11 protein-coding genes are annotated in these 12,388 nt (G+C 59.6%); 4 read left to right on the top strand and 7 right to left on the bottom strand.

What is annotated here, in order from left to right; genetic code table 11:
- Positions 1-87 precede the first annotated feature (87 nt).
- A complete protein-coding gene (locus tag P0D96_RS21580; RefSeq protein ID WP_408179195.1) occupies positions 88-888 on the bottom strand; it encodes an acetoacetate decarboxylase family protein in 801 nt (266 codons plus the stop codon).
- 506 nt (positions 889-1,394) lie between these two features.
- On the bottom strand, positions 1,395-2,450 hold the full coding sequence (locus P0D96_RS21575; RefSeq protein WP_408179219.1) for a methyl-accepting chemotaxis protein: 1,056 nt from the start codon (positions 2,448-2,450) through the stop codon (positions 1,395-1,397).
- Positions 2,451-3,417: 967 nt separating this feature from the next.
- Here P0D96_RS21575 and P0D96_RS21570 point away from each other — a divergent pair.
- Together P0D96_RS21570 and P0D96_RS21565 are read left to right on the top strand one after the other, a co-directional pair.
- Complete coding sequence (locus P0D96_RS21570; protein ID WP_408315197.1) at positions 3,418-3,858, top strand: YkgJ family cysteine cluster protein; 441 nt, start codon at positions 3,418-3,420, stop codon at positions 3,856-3,858.
- A 186-nt stretch (positions 3,859-4,044) separates the two neighbouring features.
- Positions 4,045-4,644: a short chain dehydrogenase gene (locus P0D96_RS21565; RefSeq protein ID WP_408315195.1), complete on the top strand. Its 600-nt coding sequence runs from the start codon at positions 4,045-4,047 to the stop codon at positions 4,642-4,644.
- Positions 4,645-4,820: 176 nt separating this feature from the next.
- On the opposite strand, the gene P0D96_RS21560 is transcribed toward P0D96_RS21565, so the two are convergent.
- The 4 genes from P0D96_RS21560 to P0D96_RS21545 form a co-directional block, all read right to left on the bottom strand.
- A complete protein-coding gene (locus tag P0D96_RS21560; RefSeq protein WP_408315194.1) occupies positions 4,821-5,855 on the bottom strand; it encodes an alpha/beta hydrolase family protein in 1,035 nt (344 codons plus the stop codon).
- A 22-nt stretch (positions 5,856-5,877) separates the two neighbouring features.
- Entirely contained in the window at positions 5,878-7,185 is a 1,308-nt protein-coding gene (locus P0D96_RS21555) for an MFS transporter (protein ID WP_408315257.1), read from the bottom strand.
- Between the two features lie 124 nt (positions 7,186-7,309).
- A complete protein-coding gene (locus P0D96_RS21550) occupies positions 7,310-8,491 on the bottom strand; it encodes a CaiB/BaiF CoA transferase family protein (RefSeq protein WP_408315193.1) in 1,182 nt (393 codons plus the stop codon).
- A gap of 63 nt (positions 8,492-8,554) precedes the next feature.
- Positions 8,555-9,361: a citryl-CoA lyase gene (locus tag P0D96_RS21545; RefSeq protein ID WP_408315191.1), complete on the bottom strand. Its 807-nt coding sequence runs from the start codon at positions 9,359-9,361 to the stop codon at positions 8,555-8,557.
- A 169-nt stretch (positions 9,362-9,530) separates the two neighbouring features.
- Here P0D96_RS21545 and P0D96_RS21540 point away from each other — a divergent pair, with 169 nt between their 5' ends.
- Positions 9,531-10,493 carry a LysR substrate-binding domain-containing protein gene (locus tag P0D96_RS21540; RefSeq protein WP_408315190.1) on the top strand — a complete coding sequence of 321 codons (963 nt, stop codon included), beginning with the start codon at positions 9,531-9,533 and terminating at the stop codon, positions 10,491-10,493.
- A gap of 28 nt (positions 10,494-10,521) precedes the next feature.
- Positions 10,522-10,767, top strand: coding sequence for a hypothetical protein (locus P0D96_RS21535; RefSeq protein WP_408315188.1), 246 nt, complete (start codon positions 10,522-10,524; stop codon positions 10,765-10,767).
- Positions 10,768-10,909: 142 nt separating this feature from the next.
- Here the strand turns inward: P0D96_RS21535 and P0D96_RS21530 are convergent, their stop codons facing one another.
- A complete protein-coding gene (locus P0D96_RS21530) occupies positions 10,910-12,304 on the bottom strand; it encodes a hypothetical protein (protein WP_408315187.1) in 1,395 nt (464 codons plus the stop codon).
- Positions 12,305-12,388 lie beyond the last annotated feature (84 nt).

The raw sequence follows: 12,388 nt of genomic DNA, 5'->3' as shown, positions 1-12,388 counted from the left end.
ATCCCCTATCGACGTTTCGCGGACATTCTCATCGACGGTGGCCCACATAAGCTGCCTCCTTGCCAACTCACGGGGCTGTCCAGACGATCAGCCGACGTAGTTCTTCAGAATGCGCAGGTCGGTCACGGAATACGCCATACCCAGCCGATAACCCCGGCCGACGCGCAACGGCGCGATCAGATGCATGTCCTCGCCATCGACTTCGGGAAGCTTCAGTTCCGCCGATCCGGTCCAGACATCCACGATCGCGAGATTGTCCGTGAGCGACATGGTCAGTTCGTCGACGGGTGGTTTATCCTGACTGCCGGCCGCGAGTTGGGGAAAGTAGCGGCGCATCGTCGTCGGCCGATTGAAAACGGTCGTCGGGTCAGCGACAGGTTCCTCGAGCTGGATACGGGCGGTTGCCAGCCGCTCTCCGTGCGCGGACACGCTGGCGCCGAAGCGACTTCCCTTGGCAAGCGGCGCAGCCGCCGCGCTGGGAGCGGAGAAACTGCGGGTCTGATAGACACTGGCGAGTTTCTTGGGAAAACCCTGCGCCCATCCGCGGGCGATGGCGGCATCGTTGTCGACGAAGATGTACGGGCAGTAATTGATCGGCAGCCCCTCGAAGACTGCCTCGACCAGAACGAAGGCCTCACGGTATTGATACCGGGCAGGATCCGTCACTTCGTCATTGGAACCGGTGAACTGCCAGTCCAGAAACCAGAAGAAGGCGCGCCCTCCTGATTTCTCGTCCACCGTGACGCCTGGCGGCAGAAGCGCAGCGATTGCTTTCTGGTCGGCCCAGTATTCGATGGCAAGACAGTCGCTGGAATAGTGCCACGGAGGCAGTGTCGCCAGTGCGGACTTTCCTTGCGGAGTGATGGGAACGGAAAAAGCTTTTGGCATCTCGTTTCGTCCTGAATTGGCGCGACCCTAAGTCGCCGTACGTGGAATCGTGGCGTTGCCTGGAAACGCCGCGTATCACCTGACGCGGACGGTTCGAGCGCACAACTCATGGCCACGATGCGATTAGCGGCAGCGCTGCAGTCAGCGTGCCGCGAGTGAGGAATAGTGCCGTGCCTCGTCTGCTAACACTGTCCAAATCGCACCATCGACTAGCGCATTAGCACGGTATGTACGCCTTAAACCGCAAGCCAGTAACGCCTGCGCTTACCTGACCCGGGCGCCGCAAGGATCTTCGCCCAACGAGCGAAGGTCGCGATCTTCGATCTATGTGACGGGCCGCTTTGCTCTACCCACCCCTGAGCATAGTCAGCGCGCTGGAGCACGGCTATTACATAAACCTGTAGTCACCTGCGCCCCTGCGTCCCTCGCGAACCAGGCCGCGGAGCGTGCGCGAATGCCACCGTTGCAGATGACCCAACCCGCGTGTGTTCATGCCAATGACACGGTTACGGTGTTCGATCCGGCTGTTGCTCGATGACGCCGAACCAGCCCATACCGCGATAAGTTTCATAACCCGGAGTCAGCGCATACCCGACAAGCGATCCCCCGGCCGTTCGGTAGGTTCCGATATCAGCCCTGTTCGGTGGCAGGTCGAAGCGCATACTCTCGCGGCCCGCTGTTGCGGAGGAGGCGATCACTCGACCACATGCGTCGACGATCATGCAGCGCGTGCGCTCCCGTTCCCCACTGGTCAACCGGACGCTATTTACGACGGACGACGCCTGCTTGGCCCAATCGAAGAACACCGCCAGAACGCCGACGACCTTTCCGTTATTCGCACCGTCCTGGCGGATCGCCGTCGCATAGGTGGCAACCTGCGCGCCGTTCAATCCCGCGGCTACGTCAACGTTGGCGGTTGCGTACTCATCGCCGGACCGCGTAGCGAGCGCCGCGGCGAACCAGTCATGCTGGGCTGCGTTCACTGTGCCGACGACTGGAAACAGCGAAGGTCTTCCATTTGCAACGACACGACCCTCGATATCCAGCACCCAGATGTCGAGGTATACCGTGTAGCTATCCAGGATGACCGACAGCCGCTTTGCCGCATGCGCGGCAGCCGACGCCGATCCGGTCGTCATGCAATCGACAACCGCTGCATCGGTTGCCCACCAACGCACGTCGCATGAACGTTCGTAGAGGTTGCGGTCGATCACGTCGATCATGTTCAACGCAAGGTCGGTCAGACGCCGGCCTTGTTGCCGCTCGAGCTCCGTCACCATGCGTTCGCTGATGCTGGCCAATTCCTTACCGAGTTCGCCAGTGAGTTGCCCGATCCGGCCGGACACGTTCTTGACCTGGTTTGCGACGACCGCAAAGCCGCGACCGGCCTCTCCTGCACGAGCGGCTTCGATCAACGCGTTGATGGCCAGATAGGTCGCCTCGCGATTGATCAGGTCGATATCGGCGATCTTATCCGTGGATATCTTGCGCACTTCGCGGGTCAACTCGGCGATGACCGCCCCTTCGGACGATTGACGAGGTTTTGCCTGCTCTATGGACATTTTCATATATCCCAGTTGCGTGCGAAGTGGGGAGCCCGTGGCTCCTCGCCGACTCGGAGAATTAATCGGGATTAACGGCATCCCGATACGAATACTTAAGGAAGACACAACCGATATATTGGCGCTTTGATGCGTCATTTTCGTATGCACCGACGCTGTGCATTTTTTGTTGCCCATTGCGCCGGTCGCGAGCGGCCGCGTTGGAGTTCGCCAACGTGCAATGTCACTCAAGACCAGCGTACTAATCCGCACCGGCAACCAGATAGCGTCGGGCTCCATGGCAGAGCACGTCACCGTCGATTGCGTGCAAGTGTCAGCTAAATTGCCGCTGCCGACGCCAACCCCGCTTGCTATTGCGTTTTTTTATTCGAAATTAGCAAGACCTTCTTTACAGCCTTTTTACTTGCCGTTGCATTTGGAGCACGCCTAGAATCTCAAGAACATCAAATAAAGGAGTGGCGGCTTGCGCAATCGATGTCGTCGATTTTCTCGCAGTTTCGCTGTCTGACCTGCAGGACGTCGCGCGCTCTTCTTTCAGCCGTCGTCTTGCCAGCCGGCAGACGGTGCACGTCGTAGCTAATTCCCATACACGCTTGATAGCGCTCATACGAATGCAGCTTTTGCGCGCGTTCGCGTGGCGCCATGTCGCGGCCGTCAAGTCGCGGCTGTGCTCATTCGCACCATTTGGATTACTAGAAGCTCAATGCTCGGAGAAATATGATGAACCTAGGCCTTCTCCTTTCACAACTGCCCCACGTCCAGGAATCGCGCACCCACTACGACGCCATGCTCGCAATGCATGCTCGCGAACCACGCAAATTTGCTGCGTTCTGGCAGCGCCTTAAAGCGCTCTTCTCATAGTTTTCGGCGCTTTTTCGGCATTCATGAAAAGCCCGTATGCGACGCAGCACAGCCGGGGGCTGCTAGCCGCGGCAACCAGCCGTACGATAAACGGCTCAGTACGAATATGACCAACAGCAAAATCGTTCAACTACTTCATGTCCAGGACGACAACCGTGTCTTCGTGGATATGGCTGACGACGAAAGCAACCCGTGCTTGTCGTGCGGAGCATGTTGCCAGCACTTCCGGGTATCGATGTATATGGGTGAAATGGCGAGTTCGCCAGGCGGCACGGTACCGGATGAGCTCGTATCTGCCGTCAATCCAGTCATTGTCTGCATGAAGGGAACGGAGGCCGGCTATGGACGCTGCGTCGCTCTGCGCGGGGTAGTCGGCAAGCCTGGCATCCGGTGCGAAATCTACCCTCTGCGGCCGTCGCCATGTCGCGAATACCGCGTATGGCTCGAAGATGGAACACCTAATCCCGATTGTCAGCGACTGCGAAAAAATATTGGACTAGTGCCGCTGAAGCCCCGGTCCGCTGTGCCAGGTATCGCGCAGTGCTAAATGGCGGACATGGCGTGCTGCTCCTCTACGAGAGTCAACGGGCCATTTTCGCCCGTCCGCGGCGCAGCACGACGCGTAGCGTTCACGTTGCCGCGAGAGGTAGTACGATATTCAAGTCCTGTCTCCTCACGCCTTGCGTGATGTGTCGTTCCGCGCCGCGGGACCTTTCCAGACATAGGAGAACCTATGCGTGTACTAATAGTCGGCGCAACCGGACTGCTCGGCAAAGAGATCGTTCGCCTGCTTTCGCCCGAACACCAGATCATTGGCGCCAGCCGTACGGGCTCAGACCTGTCCGTCGATCTCGCAGACAAAGCCTCCATCGTGTCCATGTATCGGCAACTCGGAACCGTAGATGCCGTGATTTGCGCCGCAGGTGCGGCGAAATTCGCGCCGCTCGGAGCGCTGACGGATGAAGATTTTTCGTTCAGTCTGGCCAACAAGCTGATGGGTCAGGTCAATCTCGTCCGATGCTCCGTCGGCCATGTTACGCAAGGTGGATCCCTGACACTAACCAGCGGCATCCTGGCCCAATATCCGATGCAAGGCAGCCCCGCCGTGAGTATCGTGAATGCTGGGATCGAGGCGTTCGGCAGGTCGGCGGCACTCGAACTACAGGGCAAGACACGGGTCAACGTCGTGAGTCCGGGCTGGGTGTCCGAAACCCTTGCCGCGATGGGCCAGGCCCGCTCTGCCGGCGTTCCCGCCGAGGCCGTCGCCCACGCGTACAAACGGAGTCTCGTCGAGGACATCACGGGCCGGGTCATTCAGGTCGCGAAGTGGTAAGCGAGGGCGGCGAGTTCAACACCGCTCGCATGACACTGGCGAGCTTTATTTCCTGGGCTGGCGCGCGGATCGAAAACCACGACTATCACGCGACAGTTCACGCGTCGGCGCTCCCCGCCTCAACCTGACGTTTGAGCAACGTGTTCGTCCATGGGATGACCGCCTATCAGAGCCACTCAATGGACCTTGTGCTTAATCCAGTCTGTCACAACGTCTGCGATTTTCAGATTGTTTCGGTCCTGCATTAGCATGTGTGAGTTTCCGTGCATTCCCAGTTGCGTCGTCTCCACCACATCAACATGGCCGCCGGCAGCATTCACCGATGCAGCGAATGCCTTGCAAGCTGCGTAGTGCGCGGCCCAAGGGGGTGACTCAACAATGAAGTCGCCATAGAGAAGCAGAATCGGAATCGTGGCGTAGCGCTTAGCTTCCAGATTTGCAGCCGGGCAAGCGGTCGGCTCGACGGCCACGATCGCGGCGATTCCGTCCGCTCCTCCTGCGACGGCCTGGAACGGATAGATTCCAGACTGGGAATGGCTGATGAGTACGGTCTTTCCTAGCCGCCCGGATAGCAATCCGAGTGAAGGCACCGTGGGATTCGGCGTCGACATGGAGTAAGCCCAGTCCGGAACCATCTGCTTCCACAACTCATCCTGTGCCTCCAGCGGGAATTGAAGACCGGGGTACGCTTCCGGATACCGTGGACCAAACCTGAAGAGCGCCCAGGCGAATTCCCGGCCGACCGAAAAACCAGAAGGGAGTGCATCGGGCGGAAGCTTGCCAGTTTTGACCGCGCCCACGGATGCTGCGTTCGCGGCAGACCGCCCTCTTGCAGCCTGGTCCACCACGTATGTCGGGAAGCCTTTTCGAACGAAGTACTCGGCCCACCCCATGCGGCCATCTGGCGTCGTCTCCCATTCCGCACCGGTCAGACAACAGCCGTGAATGAAGACCACGGATGTCGAACTCGGGTGGACAGGCACCTGGTACTGGACGTACATCTGCTCAACAGTGACTGTTCCTTTCGGGTCCGCCTGCGGCAACGTCGACAAGGTATCTGACGTGATATCCCGGCCGCCTACGAAGAAGCTTCCTTGCTTCGCGATGGTTAAAGGCTTATCAATGTCGATACTCTGCGCGAACGCCGGGCAGGTGGCCGTGCACAACGCGGCCAGTGTCAACGCTCGTTTTAACTTCGCGATGAGCGACATACGGGTCTCCTTGAACCTTCTTTTATTTCGCTACGCCATTGCGCATCGCCACCGCGATCACTGTTGCGCCGCACGTCAGGACGAACGCCGCGAGATACGAACCGGCGCTTATCGAATGGGTGACCGCCGTCAGCGAGCCAATCGCGGTCGGAGCGGTGAGGCTGCCCAGTTGACCGATGCTCGAAATCAGCGCGATTGAACCGGCAGACGCCGTGCCCGACAGGAACGTAGCCGGAATCGTCCAGAAGATTGCGGTACACGTCAGATAGCCGATGGCCACAAGCGCCAGTCCGGCGATGGCAGGGCCGAACGACGAATGCGCTGCGCCAAGAAGCACCGCGCCCAGGGCCGACACCAGAGCACAACAGGCGAAGTGCAGGCGACGCTCGTCGCGGGCATCCGAATGCCGGCTCACTGCCAGCATGCCGATTGCACCGATGAAATACGGAACGGCGGACAACAGGCCGATATGGAAGGGATTGGCTACGCCAGCCTGGCGGATCACGGATGGCGCCCAGAAGTTGAGGACACTTCCGGCCCATGTGATGGTGAAGTATCCAAAGGCACAAACGTACACTCGCCAGTTCCTGAGGGCCGCCCCGAAGTGCGAAATCTGATGGGATGTCGAACCCGGCACGGCTTCCAGCTCGCGGACAACGATGGCCTTTTCATGCGCCGATAGCCATTTCGTCGTCTCCGGGCTATCTGGCAGATACCACAAGGCGCACACCCCAACCAGCACCGGCGGGATACCCTCCAGAAGGAACAGCCACTGCCACGCATGCAGCGCCTGCCACCCTTCTGCGTTGCTCAGAATCCAGCCCGAGACCGGGCCGCCAGTGATACCCGCGACCGCGATCCCAAGGACGAATGCGGAAAGCACCCGCGCACGATACCGGTTCGGAAACCAGGTTGTCAGGTAATAGATGATTCCCGGGAAAAAGCCTGCCTCGGCAACACCCAGGGCAATGCGGGCCACATAGAACTGCGTGGGATTACGCACGAGCATCATGGAAATGGATACCAGGCCCCACAACACCATGATTCGGGCGATGGTTCGCCGAGGTCCAATGCGGCGCAGAAGCAGGTTGCTCGGCACTTCGAACAGCACATAGCCGATATAGAAGACCCCGACACCAAGGCCATATGCAGCTTCAGTCAGCCCGATGTCGGTCTTGAACTGGAGATGGGCAAAACTGATGTTGACCCGATCGATATAGTTGAGGACATAGCAAAGAAAGAGAAACGGGATGATTCGCTTCGCTATGCGGCCGAATGTGCGCTCGACATCCGCAGGCGCCGTCGCAGCGGCGTCGACGGATGACGGCATGCCGGCCACCCGCTCCTCCGCAAGCGTTCCCTGGGGCATTTTCATTGACGTGTCTCCACTTAATAGTATTTGTGCGCGTATTCAAACAACGTATCCATTGTCCTCAATGGAGGAACATCGGCAGCTACAGACTTTGCTGCATCTTTTTCGCGGAGCCGGCCCGCTTCTCAAGCCTCTCACGCACCGGAGACAGAATCTCGTCGTTGTGCTCGCCAAGGGTTGGAGGCGCAACGACGTCCAACGGCCGCTCATCATCAAAAGTCACTGGCGAGCGCACTGTCCGGAACTGCCCCATCACCGGATGCTCGGTTTCTATAAGCAACTCGAGGTGTTTCGCCTGCGGGTCTTCCAATGCCTCGCTTGCGTCGTACATGGGCGCGTGAGGAACATCATTAGCCTCGAGGCGCCGGCACCATTCTTCACGGGTGCGTGAGATGAAAATCGAGCCGAGCACTTTGATCAGTTCTTCCTGATGCTCAATCCGGCCAGCCCGGTTTGAAAAACGCGGATCTTCGAGTAATCCTGGCCTCTCTATTGCATTGGCAAGCCCCGCCCAGAACTTCTCAGGTGACGACATGTGAAGTGCCAGCCATTTTCCATCGGCGCACTCCATCACATACGACTGGGAGACGCTCGGTCGGCTGTATGGGCCCATCACCTCGCCTGCCGCATAAAAATGCGTAAATGCGTCGAGGTTGAAGTGCGACATCGCCTCGAGCATGGAGACTTCGACCTTGCGGCCAACGCCGGTGTGGCTGCGCTCATGGAGCGCGCCGAGAATGCCATAAGTCGCGTAGAAGCCGGTGAGCGAATCCGCAATTGCGGGTCCCACTACTCGCGGATTTGCCGGATTGATGAGCAGACCGAGAAAACCGCTGGCGGCCTGGGCGACCGAATCATAGGCCGGTCTTCCCGCTGCCGGTCCGGTCTGTCCAAACCCACTGATCGCGCAGTAGATGAGCCGCGGGTTAATCTCACGCAGGCGTTCATACCCGGCATTGAGACGCTCCGCCGCGCCCGGCCGGAAGTTCTGGATATATACATCCGACTCGCGAATCAGTTCGTCGAAGAGAGCAAGGTCGCTGTCATTTTTTGTGTTCAGCGTTACGCTGCGCTTGTTCCGGTTATATGTCTGGTAGTGAGGGCTATACAAGCCACCCTTGAACGCACGAAACGGGTCTCCGCTTTCAGGGTGCTCGATCTTGACGACGTCCGCGCCCAAGTCGCCAAGCAGCATGCCTGCCGCAGGCCCTGTAATGAACGTTCCTTGCTCGAGGACACGAAGACCTCCGAGAACTTTTGCCATTCACTGCTCCGAGTTTGCTATGTGCGTTGCGTACGCGATGACTGACCTGGACGTAGACCGCCTCTAAATACCCGGGACAAAACCGTCCGGCGCGTCGCCGTCGTAAACGAGTCCGTTGGTCGCCTGGTAAGAGAGCGCAAAGCCTATTGACCGCGACAGTTCCTCAGTGAGGTGCCCGATGAGCCCGGCGGTCCTTGCCAGAATGGGCACGCCTTTGAGCGCTTCCAGCGGAAAACCGACACCGAGCAGGACAGCGGGGATAGCCGCGGACACGTTCAACATGAGCGACTTGCCGACCACCTCGGGAATCACTGCCTCAATGGCCTCGGCGATGCGGACATACTCGAGATTGGCGCCTGCCTGTTGCGCAACCTTGAAGAGGGCCGCGACACGCGGGTCACGTGCCTTATGCAGGGGATGACCGTATCCCGGGATGGCTCGCCCTGCAGCCCGGTACTCACTCACGACCGAGGATGCCGCGCGCGGAATGTCGCCACTCTCTTCGGCGCGCCGACGCACTTCATCCAGCAGCCGGCCACAGGCCTCCGAAGCACCGAGGATGACGGAGCCGCAACCCAGAACGCCTGCGGCAACGGCGCCCTGCAGCGCATCGGGCGCCGCGGCGAGCGTCATGCGGCTTGCCTGCACGCTGGGCACGAGGCCATGCTCCGCGATGGCTACGAGCGTCGCATTCAACACAGCAGACGCCGGCGATGAAGGGAGCCGGCCGGTGACCAGCAGGAAAAAGTAGTCGGTGAACGAAATCTTTCCAATGAGCTCTTCCGAAAGGTCGCGCCCGCGCACGACAATCGTTTGAGCGTTGGATGTCGAGATCGCAGTCCGGGGAATCGTTTCCTTGCCGATTTTCATCTTGATGTCCGTTTTGTCGGTGTCCGCTCGCGACGAAGTCTCCTTTCATCGCTTCAATGTGGAGCAGTTTACGACTGGCCAAGCATCGACAAAAATGGTATTTTTCACTAGCTCATAATCGATGCCATCGATAGTTGAGCGTGCAGGACAACCTCTTTCGCCGGCCCATATGGAACTCCGCCATCTCCGCTACTTCGTCGCGCTCGCCGAACAGCTGAATTTCACGCTAGCGGCCGAGAAGGTGCATGTCACGCAATCCACCCTCTCCCATCAGATAAAGCAGCTCGAAGACGAACTGGGCAGCCGCCTCTTCGAGCGCGAAAGTCGGAAAGTGACAATGACCCAGACAGGCGAGGCGTTTCTTGAAAGAGCGCGCAACGCCCTTCGCGAAGTCGACGAAGGCCTGTGGTCCGTTCGAATGGCCGCTGAAGAGATGAGCGGCGTGGTGCGAATTGGCACGACGCACACCTTCAATATGCGCATCATTCCGCGATGCATATCGGTCTTCGTAGCGCGCCACCCCTCCGTGCGCGTCGAAGTGATGGAAATGTCGGGTGACGACATCGCAGAATCGCTCGCGCGCGGCGGTCTCGACATCGGCGTGACTTACAAACCGCAGAATGCCTCCGGCCTGCGATTCGAGGCGTTGTACACAGAAGAGATGATGCTGGCCGTCGGCCTGACTCATCCGTTCTCTAAACGACGCTTTGTTCGAATGTCCGAACTGCATCTGCAGAAGATCGTGCTTCTGCCCCGCTCGTTCGCAACACGTGCACTGCTTGACGAATGCTTCCGCATGGCGAACGCTACGCCCGTTGTCGTTGCCGAAATGAACGCCATTGCACCGATGATGGAACTGGTAAGCTCGACGGACATTGCGGCAATCGTTTCTGAACATGCAACGAGGCGTGAAGACGTGCGAATGATTCCAGTCGAGAGCCCCACGCCGACGCGCGCGCCGGGCCTGATGTGGCGGACCGAGGAAAGTCGTTCCCCGGCCGCGCGAGCCTTCGCGTCAATTATCCGGTCGGTTTGTGCCGAGGCGAGCCACGACAGGCGACGCGCAAGTTCGCGCACCGCTGCTCGAAAAAAACCGAATCAGCGCCAGGATTCAAACCCCGTTTCGAGTTAGTCTCACCGCAGACGCCACGAGAACATCAATGCAGAACGCGCCCCTATTCCATGTACTGCTCGACCATCTCGAATCGATCGACGCATCGTCGGCGGAAATCGCGCGCTTCATCGATCGCTGGCACCAGTTGAAATCTCATGAGGGTTTCCCGTGCCCGGTCTGCTACCTGCGCGGAGAAGACCATGCGCTAACCGTGCTCGCCGCGCAACCCGCGATCCAGCCGATGCTCTGCCCCGCTTGCGAGACGCTCTACAACGTGCCCATTGAAGACTGAGGCGCCTTAGGGCTCGTCGCCATAGTCGGCCGGATACGCTCACCATGACGCAGCCGTTGCCGCGACCTCGTCATGCGAGAGGTCGAGCTACGGCGAGTTGGTCCAAACAGTCTACCCATTACAGAGAACGTCACAACCTCTGCTAACCGCCCACGTACCGCGAAGGAAGTACTGGCGCATCAGCAGGAATCCGCACGACCGCGGTATTCAGCCACGCCTGCGGGGTGCCCTGCGAAACCGCATACGCGCCGACATAAGGCATCATGCAAGTCGTCTGATAGAGCTGTGGCGTCCAGCCTGAAGGCGCCAGAAAAATCGTCGTCGCGCGCTTCTCGCTGTACGGACACGCACCGAACGTCGAAATATTCCACAGGGTCTGCTTGTAAGTGTCGTAGTCGATGTTATGGCGTTGCGAACCCGCTTGCCATCCTTCGAGCTGGATAAACGTGTTGTAGCTGCCTGCGCTGGCGTACGGATCGTTGACTGTGCGTCCGGCGAGAAACGCCAGGATCAACGCGCAGTTTTCCGGCGCAAAGCTGCCGCTGACATCCAGATAGTACGTGCCGGTGATATTGGTGACGCTCGCATAGTGCGAGTTGCCCATGTCGTGCCGCGTCGGCAGGCCAGCCGAAGTGAAGAACTGATCGAACGCGCTCATGGCAACGCCCGCCGGCAGATCGTCCTTCGCACTGACGGCGACGAAATGCGCGCCCGCCGCCAGCAAGCTGGTGAACGCTGTCACGCTCGCGGCGTTCCACTTTGCACCGTCGCCGAATGGAAACGCACGATAGCCGCTGATAGCGAACACGGACGGATTGGTGCCCGCCTGCCAGGTGATTTGCGGCACCCACATGGTCAGCGGTCCGTTGCTCGCCGCGCCGCTCATGTAACGCGCGAGCAATCCGATCAGCGCCGCGTCCTGCGGCGGACAAGCCGCGTTGTTTCCTGACATGCTGCCGCCCTCGAGCCACTGTTGTGCCCATTGCGCGGCAAAGCCCGCCATCTGGCCGCCGGTGAAATCCGCCGGCTCGATATAGCCGTTCGGCGCACCGTTGCCGTACGCCGTGGTGACGACGGCCGCATCGCGTGTGCCTTCGCCAAACATGCTGTTGACGAAATCCTGGCTGTTATTGCGCGCCGGTGTATCGAGCAGACCCAGCGGCACGACCCACGCACGATCGTTGGCGTTGACCGCCCGATATAGATTCAGATAAGCCACCGAGTCGTGCCCTGGAAACGTCGTTGCATTGGCGCCCGAGATATAACCGGTCGACGCATCCACGCTCACCGTCGTCGAACCCGCTCCAGACGGATGGTTGTACGACACGCCGAAATTCACGGCGCTGGCCGTCAGGCTGAAGCGGCCGGTGCAGCCGCCCGAGCGGTTGAGCGCGCTGGCCACCATCTTTCGTCCATAGCCGATCGCGCCCGGCTGTGCTTGCGGCACAGGCCCGTCGCTGGCGGCCGCGCTGCCAAACTCGAGCGTCAGGGCGGCAGCCCAGTTCGTAAGGTTGATCGTCATCGATCGTTCCGACATGGCATCTCCTTGAGGGACCGTGAGAAACGTCGCACGGCGCAGTCGCTGCGCCGCACCCCACCACCGCGTTCAATCATCGTGATC

The sequence above is a fragment of the Paraburkholderia sp. RL17-347-BIC-D genome, from assembly GCF_046027915.1.
Lineage (GTDB): Bacteria > Pseudomonadota > Gammaproteobacteria > Burkholderiales > Burkholderiaceae > Paraburkholderia.
This window is presented reverse-complemented; position numbering and strand designations above follow the sequence as displayed.

Bases quoted from the DNA above. Each gene is read 5' to 3' on its own strand.
- P0D96_RS21560 (WP_408315194.1), bottom strand. From the start codon at position 5,855: ATGTCGCTCATCGCGAAGTTAAAACGAGCGTTGACACTGGCCGCGTTG.
- P0D96_RS21555 (WP_408315257.1), bottom strand. From the start codon at position 7,185: ATGCCGTCATCCGTCGACGCCGCTGCGACGGCGCCTGCGGATGTCGAG.
- P0D96_RS21550 (WP_408315193.1), bottom strand. From the start codon at position 8,491: ATGGCAAAAGTTCTCGGAGGTCTTCGTGTCCTCGAGCAAGGAACGTTC.
- P0D96_RS21580 (WP_408179195.1), bottom strand. From the start codon at position 888: ATGCCAAAAGCTTTTTCCGTTCCCATCACTCCGCAAGGAAAGTCCGCA.
- P0D96_RS21565 (WP_408315195.1), top strand. From the start codon at position 4,045: ATGCGTGTACTAATAGTCGGCGCAACCGGACTGCTCGGCAAAGAGATC.
- P0D96_RS21570 (WP_408315197.1), top strand. From the start codon at position 3,418: ATGACCAACAGCAAAATCGTTCAACTACTTCATGTCCAGGACGACAAC.
- P0D96_RS21530 (WP_408315187.1), bottom strand. From the start codon at position 12,304: ATGTCGGAACGATCGATGACGATCAACCTTACGAACTGGGCTGCCGCC.
- P0D96_RS21575 (WP_408179219.1), bottom strand. From the start codon at position 2,450: ATGTCCATAGAGCAGGCAAAACCTCGTCAATCGTCCGAAGGGGCGGTC.
- P0D96_RS21540 (WP_408315190.1), top strand. From the start codon at position 9,531: ATGGAACTCCGCCATCTCCGCTACTTCGTCGCGCTCGCCGAACAGCTG.
- P0D96_RS21545 (WP_408315191.1), bottom strand. From the start codon at position 9,361: ATGAAAATCGGCAAGGAAACGATTCCCCGGACTGCGATCTCGACATCC.
- P0D96_RS21535 (WP_408315188.1), top strand. From the start codon at position 10,522: ATGCAGAACGCGCCCCTATTCCATGTACTGCTCGACCATCTCGAATCG.